Genomic DNA, 19,148 nt, shown 5'->3' with positions numbered 1-19,148 from the left:
TAGGTCTGTGCTGTTTTGAATATCAATGGGGGACAAGATTCCGTGACGAAAACGCCACACAATAGCGAGGCGTTGAAGGCAGCGAAGGCGCTGGTTCTACTAAACGAACGCGGTCTGCTGAAAGCTTTCTCGTGCAGTCACGCTAGCGTGCCATTCCTGTAACTGTGGGTACTCCTCTTCCCAATTCACCTCTGGCAGCCTGAAGGCGAGATAATCCAGCGCTACTGCGATAGCGATTTTCCCCAGGTTAATGGGTGAGCCTTGCTGTTTTTCGCCAAGCTCACTACCCAGCTGTTTCAATAGCCGCTGAATGGCTCGCGAACGCCGCTGACCCAGCACGCTATCGTCAACCTCATTGCCATAATGCTTTCTGGCGATCACGGTCGTGAACGCGGCATCCATCAGGTTTTGGCCCAGGCCCGCCAGGTGTAGCACCTCCCCCAGGTTGACTGCTGGCAGCATTGGCTGGTTGGGGCTAACGCTATCCAGGTAAACGGCAATCAGCATGGATTCGCTAAGCCGGGTGCCCTCCTCCGTTACCAGCGCGGGAATGCGCCCGGCGGGGTTGGCCTTTAAGAGTTCGGCATCGTCTGCCCAAGGGTCGCACCACTTCAGCGTCACGGCGTCCGTTAGGCCTTTTTCCATTAACACGATGCGCACCAGGCGCGCATAGGGCGAGGTTGCGTTCAGGTAGAGTTCCATTATTGCCTCCCTTGGTTTGAAGAGTGCTTTGAAGATCGCTGGCTAGAGTGCTGTGCCGGTTGCTGGGCAGAAAGATGCATGTGGCGCTGCTGTACGCCACGGCTAAGCAGCACCAGTAAAAAGCCCGCGACGAGGATGAGGCCGCTGATGGCAAACAGTGGCGCGTAGCTACCCCAGACGCCATAAAGCGCAGACATGGCATAGCCTGCCGCCGCCTGGGCGGCTGCAAAGGCGGCGGTGGCTTGCCCCCAGAGCTTCTTATGGGCGGTTGGCCCTACCAACTCAGCAAGACGGCCAGAGGTGAGTGCAACAATGCCGGGGATCATCGCCCCCACCATGAACGAGGAAACCGACTGGCTGAGCAGTGCGAGCGAGAGCGCTGGCAGCAAGACAGCGGCAGCCTTCGCCGCAAAGGCGATCATCAAGCCACCCTGCCAGCCCACTCGCTGCGCCAGTGCGCCCACCATGAACGGCCCACACAAGGCGCCCACCCCGAAGACACCCCACTGCAATGAAGCCGCTTGATTGCCCAGGGCGTTTTCCCTGGCGAGATAGTCCACCCAGAACACGGTATGGGGCACAAAGCCAACCGCATCCAGGGCGTAAGCGCCAATCACAAGCAGCACAACGACCTTTACACCCGCATACCCTGTGGAGCTATTACCCACCGAGCTAGCCGTTATTGGTGAGGTTAAGTGCGCTACTCCCTGTTGTTGCAAAAAATAGTCGCACACAAGGCCAGCGGCAATACACAGCAGCCCCAGCGTACCCCAGGTGACTGTCAGGCTTAACTCAAGAAGCAACGGCACTATGAAGGCCGAAAGCAGTGCTCCAAAGCCAATACCGGTAAATACCATGGCGCCGACACGCGTTCGCCTTTCAGGGGGCGTGGCCGCCAACGCCAGCGAGGGGCCAACGACCATTAAGATGGCCCCGGCAATGCCCGACACCAACCGCCAGAAGAAGAACCAGAGGAAACCGCCCGCCCCGGCGCAGAGCACAAAGCTTAGCGCGATACCCGCGAAGCTTGCGGCCATCACCATGCGAGGAGAAAAGCGCTCACTCAGCGAGTGGGCGGCGAGTGCGCCGATAAAATACCCCAGCAGGTTGGCGGCCCCCAGGTAGGCGCCTTGGCTCGCGGTGAACCACCCCTCTTGAATAATCGCGGGCAATAGCGGCGTATAGGCGAAGCGTGCAATGCCAATCCCCGCCAGGGTGGCCATTATTCCTGTCATCAGGGCGGGCAGATCGTGGGTAGTGAGTGTTCGATTCATCATGTGGTGTCCTTTTCGTGCCGCCTTTCGGACAAGGTAGGCAGCGCGTTAGTGCACAGCCAGACTACGCGTGAGGAACTATTTCTAGAAACGATTAGTTTTGATCGCTACTATCTTTTTTACAGATAGTCTGACAGGGAGATGGCGCGTGCAATTGAAATCACTGCGACTATTCATGGCCGTGGCCGAAACCGGCAGCTTCGTGACGGCGGCCAAACAGCTGCACACGGTGCAATCCAATGTAACGGCCCACATCAAGAAACTTGAGGAAGAGTTAGGCGTACAGCTTATTCACCGTACAGGGCGCGTTCGCCCTACGAGTGCCGGTTTGGCGCTGGTGGAGTACGCCGAGCGCATGCTGACGGCCCACGACGAAGCGGTGTCGCTGTTCAAAGGCCAGGAGAAGGCGTGTGGACGGTTGCGCATAGGTGCCATGGAGACCACGACGGCGTTGCGCCTGCCGCCGATACTGGCGGCGTACCACGCAGCGCAGCCTGACGTTGATATCCAGATAAAGACCGGGCCCACGGCTGAGCTGGTCGAGTTGTTGCTTAATGGGCAGGTGGACTGTGTCTTCGTGGCCGGGCGGCTTGAGCATGGCCGCTACCACTTGCTCAAAGCGTTTAGCGAGCAGCTTGTCTTAGTAGGCTCAACGCCTATGACGAAGATGCCCTCTTCACAAGCGCTGCTGACGTCCGCTTTCTTGGCGTTTCGCCAGGGGTGCAGCTACCGCCAGCGTATCGAACTGTTGCTGGCTTCCTACGGCGTCAATGCAGGAAGGATCTTCGAGTTCGGCTCTCTGGATGCGATGCTTGGCTGCGTTGCTGCCGGGATGGGTTACACGGTGCTACCCCGTGGGACGGTTGAAAGCCACCAGCACCGGTTCGGGATTCACACGCTGGAACTGCCCGCGTCTATCGCCAATGTCGATACCTATTTTGTCGCCCCCGAACCAGAAACCTGGACACCCGCCCTGGCAAGCTTCGCTGATACGTTGCGTGACGCGGTGGTGGTGGATGAGCCTCAGTTGACTGCGTCGTAGGGTGGATCGAAGAATTCCAGGGCTTATTCAAGTCTTATTCAGGCTTTTTTCACAAAATGGGCGGTCACCATCATGTCGCCGACGCCGTCGACCTTGCAGTCCAGTTGGTGATCCTTGCTGTCCACAAGCCGCTTGATAACCGCTTTAGTGCCCACCTTGAGCACCAGTGAGCTGCCTTTGACCTTGAGGTCTTTGATCATCGTTACCTTGTCGCCTTCCGCTAGCAGCGTGCCGTGGGCATCTTTTACTATGACGGTGTCTTCCGCCTCAGCCTCAGCAGGGTTCCATTCGTGGGCGCACTCGGGGCAGATGAACAGGCTTTGATCCTGATAGACGAACTCGGATTGGCAATGGGGGCAAGGTGGGCACGACATGAATGATGACTTCTGTGGTTTGGTTTAGGCTGCTTATGATACTGAGCCTGTATACCCTTGGCGAATGCCTTCACGCCAGCCCAAGAAAGGAGAAGTCAGAATGAACAAACATGACCTGGAAGCGACATATCGTGATTACATCACCTGCCTCAATAATCAGGACTGGACGACCCTTGGCCAGTTCGTGCATGACGATGTCCACCACAACGGCAGGCGCCTAGGGCTTGATGGTTATCGCGCTATGCTGGAAGCCGATTATGAGCAGATACCTGATCTTCACTTCAACATTGAGCTTTTGGCCGTTGATTCACCCCATGTCGCGAGCAGGCTGCGATTCGATGTAACCCCCAAAGGTAGCTTCCTCGGCCTTGCGGTGGACGGCAAAAAAGTGACGTTTTGCGAGAACGCGTTCTACCTCTTTAGCGATAACAAAATTAGGGAGGTCTGGTCGGTCATTGATAAAGCCGCGATTGAGGCTCAGCTTGGTTAAACGTTGTGGTTATCCCCATTAACAAACGAATAGAGCAAAATATCAGATCGGTAGGCCCAGCCCTGATTGGCCCAGAACTTCTGGGCGGCTTCGTTCTCGGGAAGGATCATCAGGTGTGATTTCAGGATGCCTTCGCTCTTCAGCGCTTCCAGGCAGCGGCTTACCAGCCGTGTTGCAATGCCTAGCCGGCGATGGGCGTCCGATACCGACAAGTGCTGAACATAGCCGCGCTTGCCATCATGGCCCGCCATGATCGTTCCCACCAGATCTCCTTCTACTTCTGCCACAAAGCTTAGGCCGGGGTTGCGCAGCAGGTACTTCTCGATGCCTTCTCGTGAATCGGCATTGCGCAGCCGCACGCCTTCACTTTCGCTCCATAGGGCAATGGCGGCTTCGTAATCGTTGATGGTCATGGTGCGGTAGTGCATCAGGCGGCCCTCATTGGGTAATCGTCAGTAACACGTTGGTGGTTTGAATCGCTCACTTTACACAAAGCTCATCAGTTATTGTCCCACAGCCGATTAGCAATTATGTACAAGCATTCGAAGGCGGTGCTGGCATAAGCTAGGTGGTGTGACTAATCAGGAGAGGCGGCATGAGTAACGCAAGCCGGTTTCAATTCATCAAGAGCCAGCATGTGCCAACACTGACGGTGCTTCACGCGGCCATTGAGGATTTCAGCTACGACCGCCATGCCCACGAGGAGTACGCCTTCGGCATTACGCTGGCGGGCCGTCAGGATTTCTTCAGCGGCGGGCAGTTTCACCGCAGCCCTCCTGGCAACGTTATTCTGTTTAATCCCGAACAAGTTCACGATGGCGAACCCGGCGGCGAGCACGCGCTGGATTACCTGATGGTGTATGTGCACCCTGAGCAGGTCAACGCGCAGTTTGCGGAAGTCCTGGGTCACGAAAAAACGGCTAGCTTTCGTTCGGATAGCACGCTGATTCAGGATGCACACTTGCGCAACGCCATTTTGGAACTGGCGCGCTTGGTCACGTCTCACGCCGGTAGCTGTATCGATCAGGAGAATGCGCTTTATCAGGTCATCGAGCGAACCGTGCAGCTTGGTGGCATTGCTCAGCCAAGCCAAGTGACCACCCGCCCCGATGCCCTGCTGGGGCTGGCGAAAGCGTATATTCACGCCCACCTGAACAGGGATATCTCCCTTGATGACATTAGCCAAGCGGCGCATATCTCCAAGTACCACTTCTTGCGCCTGTTTCGTCAGCATTACAGCATTACGCCGCATCAGTATGTGATTAATTGCCGAATCAATGCGGCTCGTTCAGCGCTAGAGCTAGGCGCTTCCCTAACGGAGGTCGCTTTGCGCTATGGGTTTGCCGACCTCAGCCATTTCAATCGCCGCTTTAAGCGCATTTATGGCATGACGCCCCATAAGTACCAGCGTGATATCGCACGCTAGGCTCTGAACGAAAACTGGCTGCGCTCGCCAATACTGCGTTAAAAATCATCTCAAAATGCTCATTTACTCCCCGTAAACGCCGCTTTTTCGTTGATTTTTGCCTTGTCTAGCCTTCGCTCGCCGACTTTTCGTACAGACCCTTACACCTAAATACCCGAATAGAGGTTTCACCATGTTAGCAATTGTCGCCTATGCCCTAGGCGCTATGTATTCGCCTGGGCCAGTGAATCTGCTTGGCCTGAATATTGGCATCAATGGGCAAGCCAGGCAGTCGGTTGGGTTTTGCCTTGGCGTAGGCACTGCGATGCTGGCGTACTTATTAGTATTGGGTTGGGCGGGTGCTGCATGGATTGATGATGAAGCACTCATCGTGGTGAGTGCCTTGGGCTGCGGCTATATTGTTTATCTCGCGAGCAAAATTGCCCGTTCAAGTGTTGATATAAGCGAGCCAGCCAACGCCCCACGGCTAGTCAATTATCGTGATGGGCTGGTCATGCAGTTGCTTAATCCCAAAGCTATTTTGGCCACCCTGCCCATTACCACACTGCAGTTTCCTGCCGCTGACATTCATGGGCTTAGCTTAGTGTTTTGGGCATTCGGGCTGGCGATGTTAGCCGCGGGCGCCCCCGGCAGCTATATCGTGATTGGCAGCGTGGTGGGCAGCCGTATTAAAAACCCAGGCGTCGTTAAGGGTTTCAATTGGGTGATGGCCGGGTTGCTGATCGCTGTTGCGCTTTCGATTGGTTATGAACATGTGTGGCTGTCGCTCACTGCCCAAAGCTGATACCCAGGCGTAAGGCTTGCAAGGCGTCGAACTCGACACTGACTTCGTCAGAAAATAGAGGGTGCCCCTGTACCGCGAAATCCAGCGTCGCTTGTGCGCCGCGATAAGTAACGGTGACGGCTATATCTGCAGAGGTACTAACGGGCGCCAGCAATCCATACTCGACGTTATCAACGCTGACCGAGGAAAGGCCGCGACTATCCAGCTGTTCTTCGATTTCTCGTTCAACAACAACGCCGTAATAGAAGTAAATGCCAGCGTAGCCAAGCGCTACCAGTACGATCAGTGAAAAGAGCTTTCCCATTGTTTCTCTCTTGGTTACGAAATCACAGGTGATAGCCGCTGTTCCAAATCGGCTGCTAGCGCTGATAATGCCTGCGTCAGATAGGTCGTACAAGCAACGTGGCACGGACAAACTTTATAAACGCAGTGTCCTGCTTTTCACGAGCAACCAGCAAAGTAATTTCTCTAAAACAGTAAACCGTTGCTTCTTCAACACTTAGATGAAAGCGAACATTTATCTCTCACGCCTTGTGCGTAGGTTATCGAATACTTGCTCACTTGAAACTGTACGCCCGTATGTCATCTAGGCGAAGGAGCAGGCGCTGTTGGCCTGCCCTCGCGTAACTACTCTCTTTTTACTGTGTTTTGATCAGCAAACTTGCGGCTCACTCACCTCCCGGCACGCTCTTATACTTTCAGCCAGCTCACTAACCAGACCATGCACACGCTCAACCGCTTCATCAGGTGTGTTGGCATTTTCAATACAGTCGACGAGTGCAGAGCCGACGACGACTGCATCGCTGAAGCGGCCAATGGTGGCGGCTTGTTCGGCGGTACGGATGCCAAAGCCGACGGCGATGGGTAGTTCGGTGTGGTCGCGCAGATGGGTAACCGCGCTTTCTAGCCTTTCTGGCGTGGGCGCACTGCCACCAGTGACACCGGCAACGGAAACGTAGTAGATAAACCCGGAGGCGTTCGCCAGCACCTTGGGCAGGCGCTTGGCATCGGTGGTCGGTGTGGCCAGGCGAATAAAATCAATGCCGTGTTGGGCCGCTGGCTGGCAGAGCTCTTCGTCGTGCTCGGGCGGCAGGTCTACCACGATCAGGCCATCTACCCCGGCCTTGGCGGCATCGGTCAGAAAGCGCTCGACGCCATAGCAGTAAATGGGGTTGTAGTAGCCCATCAGCACAATGGGCGTGGTGCTGTCTTCTTCACGGAAGCGGCGCACCATTTCCAGGGTTTTGGCTTGAGTCTGGCCGTTATTCAAGGCACGCAGCGCGGCTTTCTGGATGGCGGGGCCATCGGCCATCGGGTCGCTGAACGGCATGCCGAGTTCGATGATATCCACCCCTGCCGCGGGCAGCCCATGCAGCAGGCGGCGGGAGGTCTCGGCGTCAGGATCGCCAGCGGTGAGGTAGCTGACCAACGCCGGGCGGTTTTGCTGCTTGAGGGCGGCAAAGCAGTGTTCAAGACGAGAGGTATGGGTCATGACGTTCTCCTGTGCCGCGCTCATAGCTGTTTAACCCCGAATTTTTCACCAAGATGATGGGCCACGCTCATCATGTCTTTATCGCCACGGCCGCTGAGGTTGACCACCATTAAGTGCTCGCGTGGCAGGCTGGGGGCGCGCTTGGCCACTTCGGCCAGGGCATGGGCGGTCTCCAGGGCGGGAATAATGCCCTCCTGACGGCAGCAGACCTGGAACGCTTCCAGCGCTTCATCATCAGTGGCGGAGACGTACTCAACCCGCCCCTGCTCGTGCAACCATGCATGCTCTGGCCCGATACCGGGATAGTCCAGCCCGGCGGAAATCGAGTGGGCGTCGCTAATCTGGCCATCTTCGTTTTGCAGCAGGTAGGTGCGGTTGCCGTGTAGCACGCCGGGGGTTCCGCCGTTCAGGCTGGCCGCGTGTAGGCCGCTTTGAACGCCCTTGCCACCCGCTTCCACGCCAATCATCTTCACATCGAGGTCATTTAGGAAGGGGTGAAACAGCCCCATGGCGTTTGAACCGCCGCCAATGCAAGCCACCAGCGAATCTGGCAGGCGACCTTTCTTTTCCAGCATTTGGGCGCGGGTTTCATGGCCGATCACGGCCTGGAAGTCACGTACCATGGCCGGGTACGGGTGCGGCCCCGCCACGGTGCCAATGATGTAGAAGGTGTCGTCAACATTAGTCACCCAGTCGCGCAGCGCTTCGTTCATGGCGTCTTTTAGCGTGCCCGTGCCGGAGGTAACGGGAATCACTTCCGCGCCCAGTAGCTTCATACGGAATACGTTGGGCTGCTGGCGTTCGATGTCGGTTGAGCCCATGTAGATGACACAAGGCAAACCAAAACGCGCCGCAACGGTAGCAGTGGCCACGCCGTGCATGCCCGCACCGGTTTCCGCGATGATGCGCTTTTTGCCCATCTGCTTGGCCAACAACACCTGACCGATGCAGTTGTTGATCTTGTGCGCACCGGTGTGATTCAGCTCTTCGCGTTTTAGGTAAATACTGGCGCCACCGAAGTGCTCGGTCAGCCGCTCGGAAAAGTAGAGCGGGCTTGGCCGCCCCACATAATCACCCTGAAAGTAGGCCAACTGGCGCTGGAATTCGGGGTCGTTCTTGGCGGTGGCGTATTCGTCTTGCAGCTCTAGAATCAGTGGCATCAGCGTTTCGGCCACAAAGCGGCCACCGAAGCTGCCAAATAGCCCGTTGGCATCGGGCAGGTTCTTGGGTACGTCTACAGGTTGATTCATCGTGACCTCTGAATGCGTTATCGAACTGTTCAGTAAAAACAGTGCAGTGAAAACAATGCAGTGAAAGTAGCGCAGGCAGACGGGGATAAAAATCGATAAGATGTCGGCAACATGTGAGATTAAGTCAACTGTCAGCAGGATATCCCATGCAACACAGCATGCCACCCCTTAGCGCCCTGCGCGCCTTTGAAGCCACCGCCCGATTGGGTAGCGTGACTGCTGCTGCCGATGAGCTAAGCGTTACCCATGGGGCGGTTAGCCGCCAGCTTAAAAGCCTGGATGATCATTTTGGCATTCCGCTATTTGCCAAATCAGGCCGTGGCATTGTACTGACCTCGCACGGGGAGCGGCTGCAGAGTGGTGTGGGTGAAGCGTTTTCGCGCTTGAAGGATAGTTGCGCAGCGCTCAAGCGTGATATAGAGGAGGCACCCTTTACCCTCGCCTGCCCTGGCAGCCTATTGGCGCGCTGGCTGATTCCCCGCCTGGATCGCCTACACCGCGAGCTGCCCCAGCTAAAGCTGCAGGTGGTGGTGAGTGAAAGCGAGCAGCCGGGAACGCAAACGGATGCCAGCGCCACCCTGGCGTTTGCCGAGCCACCCTGGCCCGCAGGGGTTGAGGTATTCGAGCTGATGGAGGAGCAAATATGTGCGGTGGCAAGCCCGCAGCTGGCGGCCCAGTGTGATGCGACCAAGCCCGAATCGCTGCTTGCCCATAAGCTCTTGTATACATCTTCCCGCCCCCAGGCATGGCCGCAGTGGGCCAGTGCCAAGGGGCTAGTGTTGACACAGCTTGAAGCGGCGCTAAGCAAAGGCCAGGGGTTCGATCACCTTTACTACTTGATGGAAGCGGCAGTGGCGGGCCTGGGTATCGCTATTGCGCCGCGGCTATTGGTGGAAGACGACCTGAAGACTGGCAGACTTGTAGCGCCTTGGGGAAGTATCGAAACACCCGCCAAGCTCTGCCTGTGGCTACCCAGCCAAACCAACGTTCTAACTCAACCCCGCCGCAGCGAGCCACTGGCAGCATGGCTCAAGAGGGAGTTGGGAGCTGCATACTGCTGAAACCTTTCATAGTTGCTTCTGTACAATCAGATAAGTATGCAGCTCCGGGTGCTGGTCGTACTCCAGGTGTCTGCACACCGCGCCTAGCTTAATCAGCAGGGACAAGAATCCGTTGATGCCAAGCGTAGAGTAGTAAATTTCTGGCCCCATGAAGCTATCGGTGTGCTCACTGGGTTCGTCGGTACCGCCGAAAGAGAAGATCAGTACCCCACCCTTATTCAGGCTTTCGATGAGTTTGGTCATCACACTTTCCTGCTGCGCTAGCGGAATATGCCAGATGCTGTCCCAGGCGGTGATGAAGTCGTATTTTTCCGGCGGCTGCCACTGGCAAATATCTTGGTGATGAAAGGTCACGTCAGGGTGCTTCTGCTTAGCGAGACGCAGCATTTCATCGGAAATATCCACGCCCTCAGGCATAAAGCCTTCTTTTTGCAAGAAGTCGATAAAGCGGCCGGTACACCCGCAACCGATATCCAGTGCCTTTCCCCGGCCTTTCACAAACGAAAGCGCCTTTTTATGCGCCTCCATACCGTTGGCAAGCTTAAATTTCTCGCTTTGCCATAGGTGGGTGATCTCGTTGTAAGCACTGCCAATATCGGCGGGGTTCATGGGCAAGCTTATCCAATTATTTCATCAATCGAGCGTGTGCCATTCAGCAGCAGATATTCCTGATTGACCAAATCGGGCGTTTGCACAGCGCGAAGTAGCGCATGGGCAACGTTGGCGCGGGAGATTTGGTTATCGCCGGCTTCATCAAGGGAACTGGCGAACTGCTGGCTGGCTACTTCGTCGGTCAAACGCCCAGGCTTGAGAATGACGTAGGGAACACCGCTGTTGCGAAGGTGAGCATCAGCGGCAAATTTCGCAGCCATGTAGGGGCGCATTTTCTCGGGCGCTTCCAGCGGTTGTTCTGCGCGCATGGCGCTAATCATGATGTAGCGGGAAAGGCCCTGTTGCTTGGCGATATCGGCGGTGCGAATGGCACCGAACAGGTCAATCATCAGGGTTTTGTCCGGCCCGGTGTGAGGCCCTGACCCTGCCGTAAAGACCACTTGGTCGCAGCCGTCAAAGGCGTGCTCAAACTCGCCTTCCAGATCGGCAATCACGCTATCAATGCCACGCTCGTTAAACCACGCTGCCTGCTTTTCACTGCGGATCATCGCCTTGATAGGCGTTCCCGCCTGCCGTGCCAGGTCACAAAACTGTTTGCCAATCTGTCCGTTCGCGCCAATCACTAACGTTGTCATAACGCCTCCTTGTGCATTGCTTACCCTACATGAATGCAGGCACCTAAACGGAATTCAAGCCCTGAAACAGAAACGCCCTGCCCATAGGCTCACTGTTTGAGGGTGGAGCCTTGCTAAGCCACTACCCCAAACACCCGCCCTATCGCGGAGGTTAACGCCATCGCGAGCGCGCCCCAGAACATCACTCTTGCCGCGGCTTTTAGTATTGGCGCCCCACCCACTCGGGCGGCTATAGCCCCCAATAGAGCCAAAAAGAGCAATGAAAACAGCGCTACCAACGGGATCAATAGTGGCGGTGGCGCCCACCAGGCGACCAAAAGCGGTAGTAAGGCTCCGGTGGTGAAAGTGGCCGCCGATGAGAGCGCAGCCTGAAGCGGGCGCGCCTGGCTAATGTCGGTGATGCCAATCTCGTCTCGCGCATGCGCGCCCAGGGCATCGTTGGTCATCAATTGATCGGCAACCTGCCGCGCCAGTTCAGGTGTCAAGCCGCGAGTTTCATAGATAGCAGCGAGCTCTTCCTGCTCTAGTTCATAATGCTCAGCCAACGCTTTGCGCTCGATATCGAGATCGGCGTTTTCGATGTCCGCTTGCGAGCTCACCGAGACATATTCCCCCGCCGCCATCGACATGCCGCCAGCCACCAAGCCGGCAATACCCGCCAGCAAGATATCGCTCTGCGCGGTGCTAGCGGCAGCGACACCGAGTATCAAGCTACTGGTAGATACGATGCCGTCATTGGCACCCAGAACCGCAGCGCGCAGCCAGCCTGCCCGGTGAGACCGATGGTGCTCTGTATGAATCATGGGTTTATTTCCATCGCTGGGCAATTTATAAAAATGCTTCACCGCTTTGAAAGAGTAGCTTGTCATGAAGATACCCGACCTGGTGGCTTGATCAAGGTGGTGCATGTTTAGCTCCTCCTACTTGCTTGGCCTTCACCGCTCAATCCGTGTAGGGTTATTAAACAAGCATTCAACGAAAGGAAGTGCTATGCAACGCCGTTTACTGGTTACTGCAATTTCCCTGGGCCTTTTCGCAGCCACCACCACCGTACTGGCGGAAACGTCACCGTTGGAGCAACAGCTAAAAGAGCTGCAGTCGTTCCAGGTGATTGCCCACCGAGGCGCTAGCGGGCATGCGCCGGAGAGCAGTATGGCAGCGCTGGAGCTGGCCCATGAATGGGGAGTGGATTATCTGGAGATGGATGTTCAAATCACTTCCGACGGTGAGTTGGTGGTCTTTCATGACGATGCCATTGAACGCACTAGCGACGGCGAAGGCAGCATCAACGACCATACGCTGGAGGAGCTGAAAGCGCTGGATACCGGCTCATGGTTTAACGACGCATACCCAGCGCAGGCCGATGAGGCATTCGAAGGCATCCAGGTTCTCACGCTGGATGAGGTGTTTGATCGGTTTGGTCACGATGCCCGTTACTACCTGGAAACCAAGTCACCCCAGTTGAACCCTGGCCTGGAAGAGACTCTGGTGGCGCTGCTTGAAGAGCACGATATGGTTGATAGCGGTCGTGTATTAGTGCAGTCCTTCGAGCAAGACAGTCTGTTGAAAGTGCAGGCGTTAAACGATGACGTACCGCTCATTCAACTGGTGTGGTACTACCCCAGCGAAGAAGATGAGTCTCGCCTAGTGGAATGGACGGACGTGACGCCAGGCCCAAGCGAGATTACCGATCAAGACTTCCAGGCAGTCGCTGATTACGCTGTCGGTATCGGCACTAACTTCATCTATGAGGGCGAAGAAGTGATTGATGCAGACTTTATCCGCCAAGCCAATGACAACGGCTTGCCGGTACATGTGTATACCGTCAATGAAACTGAAGAGATGGAGCGCTTAAGGGAGATGGGCGTCAACGGCCTGTTTACTAACTATCCCGATCGCTTGCTGGAACTCGTTGAGTAAACATCCATTGAGTCGTTATTACGCCCAGCCTTGGCTGGGCGTTTTTGTTGAACGGCTTTAACGCCTAACGTTAACTTCAGATGCTAGGCCAAGTTGCTCCACTACTCGCTCCACCCTTATCCGGTCTTCACCTTGCAGCGTTTTAAGCGGTTGAGGCAGGCTGGGCTGGCTTACCTTGCCGGTTACTTCGGCAATAGTCGCGGCCACACGCAGGCTGCCACCATACTCTCGGTAGAGAGCCCATAACGGTTCAAATGCGTCAGAAAGCGCCTCGGTCTGATGCGCATCGCCCGATTGAGCAGCCCGAGTTAGCGCTAAAGCAACTTTGGGGAATAACCCACCAATGACTGAGTACCAGGCATCACATCCCGCGTTCAACCCGGTTGCTGCTGCCGGATCGCCGCTGATGCCGATAGTGACATTGTGAGGGAGCAACGTGCGTAGCCGCGCGATCCGCTCTCTTGCGGCGTTAAGGTCGCTAGTCACCGGCGGAATTTTGATTGATTGCACCTGTGCCAATTGAGCGATACGCCCATGTAACTCATCACTAAACTCAAAATGAGTGGTTCCGGGATTGTCGTACACACACAGCGGCACACTCAATGAACGGCAGACTGTTTCGTAATGAGCAAACGCTTCGTCATCGGTGAGTTTCTGATAAGACACTGGTGCTAATAACACCCCTCTCGCACCCAACTGCTGGGCATCCTCAGCCAACGCCATAACATCGCGAGTACGTAGGGCGCCAATACCCACCACTACCGGCACGTTGCCTGCGTTTTCCACACTAAGCTGGACAACCCGAGCGCGCTCTTCACGACTCAAATAGGCGTAGTTACCGGTCGAGCCTAGCACGCCAATAGAATCGACCTCCGCTTCGGCTAGGTGCTGGACTAATCGGACAAACTCGCGATCCTTAATGCCCTGCTCGTCCATAGGTGTTAACGGAAATGCACTCAGGCCGGTGAACATGGTGGGCAACTCTCTTGAGATGAATGGCAATCGAGTGTCGCACAGACAATGCGCTATTAGGTACACGTGGTTCCTAAATAATTGACATAACTTCCTGATATTTTCTTAAAATTGATGTAGTGTTTACGTATGCACAGAATCGATATGTCACGGTTATTTTTTTGGTGCTTATCATTCAGTTATACAAGGCTCTGGACATTAATAAACACTGCCTATTGGCAGCAAGGAGCACACGTCACTAACTCATACACACCTAGAATGCAGGTTAACGCTGCATCGTGCATGAACCTGGCGTTCATCAATCAACCAGTAAGCAATTGCCGATGTCATCACTTTTATTGAGTGGTTCTTTGATACGATTGGCCTTACTGTCAGTAACCACTCTCATTTTACTGGTAGCGCTCACTTTTTTTGGCACAAATGCCATTGCTCGGGAAGCTCCTCTTTTTTTAGTAGCCCATCCTAACGTCACTACCCACTGGCTGAATCGCGATACCACCCGCGCAATTTTCGCGATGCGACAACGCACATGGCCGGATGGCCAAGCGGTTAGCGTATTTGTAATGAATAATAGCAATCCCGTGCATGCACGCTTTGCCAAAGCGCAATTAGCTGTTTACCCGCACCAGCTACAGTTGGCCTGGGATCGCATGGTCTTTTCAGGAACCGGTCAAGCCCCTAACCGAGTACGTGATCAGGCAGAGATGCGCGAGCAAGTTGCCACAACCCCAGGTGCGATTGGCTATCTGGAAAGGGAGTATCTGGATGATAGTATCCAAATTATTTCGATGGAGTGAACGTCGAGCCGTTGCTGCCATAGCTGGCGCCGTTACTTTAGTTTTCTCTACTTATTCTCACAGTAATGAGCACGCCATGGATACCTTGCAGGTACATGGCTTTCTTAGCCAAGCGCTGATTATCACTGATGATAACAATTTCTTTGGCCCGAGTAGCGAAGATGAAGGCAGCTTCGAGTTCACTGAGATCGGGCTCAATGCTTCATTACGTCCTCACCAAGATGTGTTGCTTGCAGCTCAGGTGCTAAGCCGCCAAGCAGGTGGCAATAATAACGATGCAAAACCGAGACTTGACTATGGCTTAATTGATTACCAAATGATCTCAGATCAGCAGCGCACCTTTGGTATTCAGCTAGGTAGGTTCAAAAATCCATTTGGTTTTTATAATCAAACACGCGATGTGGCGTTTACTCGCCCTAGCCCGGATTTCTCATAGCACCTCAGCCAGTACCACCTCCAAGCCGTCATACCACTAAAAGCCGATTGGTACGGTTTAAACTGCCTGCTTTTTAGCCTCTTTCCGTCGTTCAGACACACCTCCCCCTTTCCCCCATTGCGTCGGGCCGGGGGCGCCCGCGCATTCAGCTCGGTACTAACCGCCTGATGAGATCGGATAGTTGCGCTTTATAGGGGTAGCTGTCACTCATCAACACCCGGATTCGGCGCGTATTGCGGATGATGACCGCGCCCACTTTGATGAGTTTGAGCCTCAGGTTGCTTGGGCTCATGCGCTCAAAAGGGGTCTTCTTCAGGTAAGTGCGTAAGCGCTCGAACAGCGTATAGGCGAAGCCCGATAAGATCAGCCGCCACTGATTGGCCCACCAGTGCGTACTGGAGGTCCGGTCAGCAAACAGGCTCAGTTGTTGATCCTTGATTCGGTTCTCCATGTCGCCCCGAGCGCAGTACTGCTCGTAGTAGAGTTTGAAGCCATCGTCATAACGGGAACTAATGATAAACCGGGGATTAGAGCCCAGTTCGCCTTCTTCCAGACGGGCCACCACCCAGCGTGGATACTTCCAGGAGTGTGCTTGATATTGGAAGCGGAACGTCTCTGCCACTTTCCCGCCCACCTCCCACTGGGTCTTGCGCACCAGCATCATGGGCACGTCCACTTCCTTGAGCAGCCGACTGTTCTTGCCGATGCCCACGATGTAGTCGATATGATGCCGATCACACCAGTTCAGCATCCGAGGGCGGCAAAAGTGGCTATCACCCCGTAACACGATGCGTGTATCGGGCCAGTACTGGCGGATAAAGCGCACCAGTAACGCCAGAATGGCCCAGCTGTGATGGCTGTCGCTGTGGTCACTGGTGCGCAGATAGCTCACTAGTAGATGGCGGCCACAGAAGACATACAGCGGGAAGTAGCAGTGGTGATCGTAATAGCGGTTAAAGAACTTCCCGGGTTGCTCACCGTGCACAGGGATATCGGTGCCATCAAAGTCCAGCACGATCTCCTTCGGGGGTGCGTCATGCTGTTCAATGAAGTGGTGCCACAGCACCTCATGGGCCTTCACCATCGCTTGTCGATCGGCGTTCTGCTCACTCCGGCACAGCGTAGACTTGCCTGCCAGCGCATTATCTTCACCGAGCGCTGTCTGAAGCGCCTGATCATAGCGTAGGGCCTCATGGTCGTTGAAATCTTCGTAGCCCGCGGCGACACCGAACACTCGCTGACGAACCAGAGTGTCGTGCTTGTGACGAACCTGTTCCGGTGCGCGGGGATCATGAAGCACGGAGGCCAAGCGGTGCGTCAGGCGATGTTGCTTATCGACTTCACGAAGCAGGAGCAATCCAGCATCGGAGGTGATGTGGCCCCCAGAGAAATCGGCTTCAATTTGGCGGCGTGAGAGTGGCGAGAAGGTCAGTTTTTCAGGTACCATTTTGGAAGCGGTTGTTGGTGCTTGATGGATTGGTTAGGCTCTTGAAATCATAGCACTTTCAGCCGCTTTCTTTTATACCCCGTGAGAAATCCAGGCTAGTATTTTATTACCTCAATCCATTTATTTTGATCGAACAAGATCAATTGGTATTGCTGCCGATGGAGTCAGTATTTATCTAGATGAACGAATTCCTACTGGATCTATACGCATTCGGAGTGGTTTAGGGCTTCCACAGACAGGATCAGACCTAGCAAGACAGCTTTTTGCTGGCAATGGTAGTCCAGGCGTCTCTTCAAGTGATTATTCGTTAATAGCTCAACTTTTATACGAGCACAAAGATAATAACCTTACTGCTGCCATCAGCGCAGCTGATGTCAAATTGGATATCGGCTTTTCTGAAGGACCAGGCACTTTTAACTTTCAACCTTGGATTGCATCTATTCAGTATAACAAAGAGCTTTGGAGCTTAACTGCTGAATTAGCGCTCAGAAAGCAATCGCTTCAAGGAAGCAATATTCCTAGAAGCTTTGAAATAACAGGTCAGAGCTGGTACTTACAATACCAACGTAGAGTTAATCAACATTGGAACTGGCTCGTCAGATATGACAGTTTAACCAATAATAACAATGACCGTTCAGGGGCTTCATTTGAAGCTAGCCCGGATTTCTCATAGCACCTCAGCCAGTACCACCTCCAAGCCGTCATACCACTAAAAGCCGATTGGTACGGTTTAAACTGCCTGCTTTTTAGCCTCTTTCCGTCGTTCAGACACACCTCCCCCTTTCCCCCATTGCGTCGGGCCGGGGGCGCCCGCGCATTCAGCTCGGTACTAACCGCCTGATGAGATCGGATAGTTGCGCTTTATAGGGGTAGCTGTCACTCATCAACACCCGGATTCGGCGCGTATTGCGGATGATGACCGCGCCCACTTTGATGAGTTTGAGCCTCAGGTTGCTTGGGCTCATGCGCTCAAAAGGGGTCTTCTTCAGGTAAGTGCGTAAGCGCTCGAACAGCGTATAGGCGAAGCCCGATAAGATCAGCCGCCACTGATTGGCCCACCAGTGCGTACTGGAGGTCCGGTCAGCAAACAGGCTCAGTTGTTGATCCTTGATTCGGTTCTCCATGTCGCCCCGAGCGCAGTACTGCTCGTAGTAGAGTTTGAAGCCATCGTCATAACGGGAACTAATGATAAACCGGGGATTAGAGCCCAGTTCGCCTTCTTCCAGACGGGCCACCACCCAGCGTGGATACTTCCAGGAGTGTGCTTGATATTGGAAGCGGAACGTCTCTGCCACTTTCCCGCCCACCTCCCACTGGGTCTTGCGCACCAGCATCATGGGCACGTCCACTTCCTTGAGCAGCCGACTGTTCTTGCCGATGCCCACGATGTAGTCGATATGATGCCGATCACACCAGTTCAGCATCCGAGGGCGGCAAAAGTGGCTATCACCCCGTAACACGATGCGTGTATCGGGCCAGTACTGGCGGATAAAGCGCACCAGTAACGCCAGAATGGCCCAGCTGTGATGGCTGTCGCTGTGGTCACTGGTGCGCAGATAGCTCACTAGTAGATGGCGGCCACAGAAGACATACAGCGGGAAGTAGCAGTGGTGATCGTAATAGCGGTTAAAGAACTTCCCGGGTTGCTCACCGTGCACAGGGATATCGGTGCCATCAAAGTCCAGCACGATCTCCTTCGGGGGTGCGTCATGCTGTTCAATGAAGTGGTGCCACAGCACCTCATGGGCCTTCACCATCGCTTGTCGATCGGCGTTCTGCTCACTCCGGCACAGCGTAGACTTGCCTGCCAGCGCATTATCTTCACCGAGCGCTGTCTGAAGCGCCTGATCATAGCGTAGGGCCTCATGGTCGTTGAAATCTTCGTAGCCCGCGGCGACACCGAACACTCGCTGACGAACCAGAGTGTCGTGCTTGTGACGAACCTGTTCCGGTGCGCGGGGATCATGAAGCACGGAGGCCAAGCGGTGCGTCAGGCGATGTTGCTTATCGACTTCACGAAGCAGGAGCAATCCAGCATCGGAGGTGATGTGGCCCCCAGAGAAATCGGCTTCAATTTGGCGGCGTGAGAGTGGCGAGAAGGTCAGTTTTTCAGGTACCATTTTGGAAGCGGTTGTTGGTGCTTGATGGATTGGTTAGGCTCTTGAAATCATAGCACTTTCAGCCGCTTTCTTTTATACCCCGTGAGAAATCCAGGCTAGTGGCCTGGGGCCTGCTCACTCCCAGTTTGCAGATGATTTAACATTTGGGTTGCAGTGGACTCCTCACCCCCAGATCATGCTGGCTGGTGAATACCATCATGTAGATGGCACTGGTTGGCTGCCTAACCAGGATAATCCAGATTCATCGGCGACTAGCCGGCGTTGGAACATGTGGCTATTTCAGTTATCGCTTCGCTTCTGATGTTTCATTTATC

22 protein-coding genes and 1 pseudogene are annotated in these 19,148 nt (G+C 54.8%); 10 read left to right on the top strand and 13 right to left on the bottom strand.

Annotated features, from left to right (window positions below):
* Nucleotides 1-99 precede the first annotated feature (99 nt).
* On the bottom strand, nt 100-702 hold the full coding sequence (locus ACQE2I_RS05460) for a glutathione S-transferase family protein (protein ID WP_427030447.1): 603 nt from the start codon (nt 700-702) through the stop codon (nt 100-102).
* Nucleotides 702-1,979 carry a YbfB/YjiJ family MFS transporter gene (locus tag ACQE2I_RS05455; protein ID WP_427030446.1) on the bottom strand — a complete coding sequence of 426 codons (1,278 nt, stop codon included), beginning with the start codon at nt 1,977-1,979 and terminating at the stop codon, nt 702-704. Before ACQE2I_RS05455 ends, ACQE2I_RS05460 begins: the two co-directional genes overlap by 1 nt.
* A gap of 145 nt (nt 1,980-2,124) precedes the next feature.
* Here ACQE2I_RS05455 and ACQE2I_RS05450 point away from each other — a divergent pair, with 145 nt between their 5' ends.
* Nucleotides 2,125-3,018, top strand: coding sequence for a LysR family transcriptional regulator (locus ACQE2I_RS05450; protein ID WP_427030445.1), 894 nt, complete (start codon nt 2,125-2,127; stop codon nt 3,016-3,018).
* A 38-nt stretch (nt 3,019-3,056) separates the two neighbouring features.
* Here the strand turns inward: ACQE2I_RS05450 and ACQE2I_RS05445 are convergent, their stop codons facing one another.
* Nucleotides 3,057-3,392: a zinc ribbon domain-containing protein YjdM gene (locus tag ACQE2I_RS05445; protein ID WP_427030444.1), complete on the bottom strand. Its 336-nt coding sequence runs from the start codon at nt 3,390-3,392 to the stop codon at nt 3,057-3,059.
* Between the two features lie 100 nt (nt 3,393-3,492).
* Between ACQE2I_RS05445 and ACQE2I_RS05440 the strand changes: the two genes are divergently transcribed.
* Nucleotides 3,493-3,882 (top strand): ester cyclase, encoded by a 390-nt coding sequence (locus tag ACQE2I_RS05440; protein ID WP_427030443.1) that lies wholly within the window; start codon nt 3,493-3,495, stop codon nt 3,880-3,882.
* Here ACQE2I_RS05440 and ACQE2I_RS05435 read toward each other — a convergent pair.
* Nucleotides 3,879-4,310: a GNAT family N-acetyltransferase gene (locus tag ACQE2I_RS05435; protein ID WP_427030442.1), complete on the bottom strand. Its 432-nt coding sequence runs from the start codon at nt 4,308-4,310 to the stop codon at nt 3,879-3,881. The genes ACQE2I_RS05440 and ACQE2I_RS05435 overlap by 4 nt on opposite strands.
* 167 nt (nt 4,311-4,477) lie before the next feature.
* Between ACQE2I_RS05435 and ACQE2I_RS05430 the strand changes: the two genes are divergently transcribed.
* Nucleotides 4,478-5,308, top strand: a complete 831-nt coding sequence (locus tag ACQE2I_RS05430; protein WP_427030441.1) for an AraC family transcriptional regulator — start codon at nt 4,478-4,480, stop codon at nt 5,306-5,308.
* A 172-nt stretch (nt 5,309-5,480) separates the two neighbouring features.
* Nucleotides 5,481-6,092 carry a LysE family translocator gene (locus tag ACQE2I_RS05425; RefSeq protein WP_427030440.1) on the top strand — a complete coding sequence of 204 codons (612 nt, stop codon included), beginning with the start codon at nt 5,481-5,483 and terminating at the stop codon, nt 6,090-6,092.
* Here ACQE2I_RS05425 and ACQE2I_RS05420 read toward each other — a convergent pair.
* The 3 genes from ACQE2I_RS05420 to trpB form a co-directional block, all read right to left on the bottom strand.
* Entirely contained in the window at nt 6,076-6,396 is a 321-nt protein-coding gene (locus tag ACQE2I_RS05420; RefSeq protein WP_427030439.1) for a hypothetical protein, read from the bottom strand. The genes ACQE2I_RS05425 and ACQE2I_RS05420 overlap by 17 nt on opposite strands.
* Before the next feature lie 348 nt (nt 6,397-6,744).
* Nucleotides 6,745-7,584: a tryptophan synthase subunit alpha gene (gene trpA / locus ACQE2I_RS05415; RefSeq protein ID WP_427030438.1), complete on the bottom strand. Its 840-nt coding sequence runs from the start codon at nt 7,582-7,584 to the stop codon at nt 6,745-6,747.
* 20 nt (nt 7,585-7,604) lie between these two features.
* Nucleotides 7,605-8,834 carry a tryptophan synthase subunit beta gene (gene trpB / locus ACQE2I_RS05410; protein WP_427030437.1) on the bottom strand — a complete coding sequence of 410 codons (1,230 nt, stop codon included), beginning with the start codon at nt 8,832-8,834 and terminating at the stop codon, nt 7,605-7,607.
* Nucleotides 8,835-8,980: 146 nt separating this feature from the next.
* Between trpB and ACQE2I_RS05405 the strand changes: the two genes are divergently transcribed.
* Nucleotides 8,981-9,895 (top strand): LysR family transcriptional regulator, encoded by a 915-nt coding sequence (locus tag ACQE2I_RS05405; protein ID WP_427030436.1) that lies wholly within the window; start codon nt 8,981-8,983, stop codon nt 9,893-9,895.
* 6 nt (nt 9,896-9,901) lie between these two features.
* Here ACQE2I_RS05405 and ACQE2I_RS05400 read toward each other — a convergent pair whose 3' ends face one another.
* The 3 genes from ACQE2I_RS05400 to ACQE2I_RS05390 all read right to left on the bottom strand — a co-directional run bounded on the left by ACQE2I_RS05400 (nt 9,902) and on the right by ACQE2I_RS05390 (nt 12,050).
* Nucleotides 9,902-10,504 carry a class I SAM-dependent methyltransferase gene (locus tag ACQE2I_RS05400; RefSeq protein ID WP_427030435.1) on the bottom strand — a complete coding sequence of 201 codons (603 nt, stop codon included), beginning with the start codon at nt 10,502-10,504 and terminating at the stop codon, nt 9,902-9,904.
* An 8-nt stretch (nt 10,505-10,512) separates the two neighbouring features.
* Entirely contained in the window at nt 10,513-11,142 is a 630-nt protein-coding gene (locus ACQE2I_RS05395; protein ID WP_427030434.1) for an SDR family oxidoreductase, read from the bottom strand.
* Nucleotides 11,143-11,255: 113 nt separating this feature from the next.
* Nucleotides 11,256-12,050 (bottom strand): VIT1/CCC1 transporter family protein, encoded by a 795-nt coding sequence (locus tag ACQE2I_RS05390; protein WP_427030433.1) that lies wholly within the window; start codon nt 12,048-12,050, stop codon nt 11,256-11,258.
* Nucleotides 12,051-12,132: 82 nt separating this feature from the next.
* Here ACQE2I_RS05390 and ACQE2I_RS05385 point away from each other — a divergent pair, with 82 nt between their 5' ends.
* On the top strand, nt 12,133-13,062 hold the full coding sequence (locus ACQE2I_RS05385) for a glycerophosphodiester phosphodiesterase (RefSeq protein ID WP_427030432.1): 930 nt from the start codon (nt 12,133-12,135) through the stop codon (nt 13,060-13,062).
* A 57-nt stretch (nt 13,063-13,119) separates the two neighbouring features.
* Here ACQE2I_RS05385 and ACQE2I_RS05380 read toward each other — a convergent pair whose 3' ends face one another.
* Nucleotides 13,120-14,034 (bottom strand): dihydrodipicolinate synthase family protein, encoded by a 915-nt coding sequence (locus tag ACQE2I_RS05380; protein ID WP_427030431.1) that lies wholly within the window; start codon nt 14,032-14,034, stop codon nt 13,120-13,122.
* 323 nt (nt 14,035-14,357) lie between these two features.
* On the opposite strand from ACQE2I_RS05380, the gene ACQE2I_RS05375 reads away from it, so the two are divergent.
* Nucleotides 14,358-14,831 (top strand): hypothetical protein, encoded by a 474-nt coding sequence (locus ACQE2I_RS05375; RefSeq protein WP_427030430.1) that lies wholly within the window; start codon nt 14,358-14,360, stop codon nt 14,829-14,831.
* A gap of 76 nt (nt 14,832-14,907) precedes the next feature.
* Entirely contained in the window at nt 14,908-15,267 is a 360-nt protein-coding gene (locus ACQE2I_RS05370; protein ID WP_427030429.1) for a hypothetical protein, read from the top strand.
* A 145-nt stretch (nt 15,268-15,412) separates the two neighbouring features.
* Here ACQE2I_RS05370 and ACQE2I_RS05365 read toward each other — a convergent pair whose 3' ends face one another.
* Nucleotides 15,413-16,714: an IS1380 family transposase gene (locus ACQE2I_RS05365; protein ID WP_427028136.1), complete on the bottom strand. Its 1,302-nt coding sequence runs from the start codon at nt 16,712-16,714 to the stop codon at nt 15,413-15,415.
* Between the two features lie 379 nt (nt 16,715-17,093).
* Between ACQE2I_RS05365 and ACQE2I_RS05360 the strand changes: the two genes are divergently transcribed.
* A complete protein-coding gene (locus ACQE2I_RS05360) occupies nt 17,094-17,387 on the top strand; it encodes a hypothetical protein (protein WP_427030428.1) in 294 nt (97 codons plus the stop codon).
* A gap of 145 nt (nt 17,388-17,532) precedes the next feature.
* Here ACQE2I_RS05360 and ACQE2I_RS05355 read toward each other — a convergent pair whose 3' ends face one another.
* Complete coding sequence (locus ACQE2I_RS05355) at nt 17,533-18,834, bottom strand: IS1380 family transposase (protein WP_427028136.1); 1,302 nt, start codon at nt 18,832-18,834, stop codon at nt 17,533-17,535.
* A gap of 91 nt (nt 18,835-18,925) precedes the next feature.
* Here ACQE2I_RS05355 and ACQE2I_RS05350 point away from each other — a divergent pair.
* Nucleotides 18,926-19,135 (top strand): annotated as a pseudogene (locus ACQE2I_RS05350) (hypothetical protein); the annotation flags it as partial.
* Nucleotides 19,136-19,148: the final 13 nt, after the last annotated feature.

It is taken from the genome of Halomonas sp. H2 (genome assembly GCF_050215315.1).
GTDB lineage: Bacteria > Pseudomonadota > Gammaproteobacteria > Pseudomonadales > Halomonadaceae > Vreelandella.
Note: the sequence above shows the minus strand (reverse complement) of the source record. Positions and strands in the feature narration are given on the sequence as shown.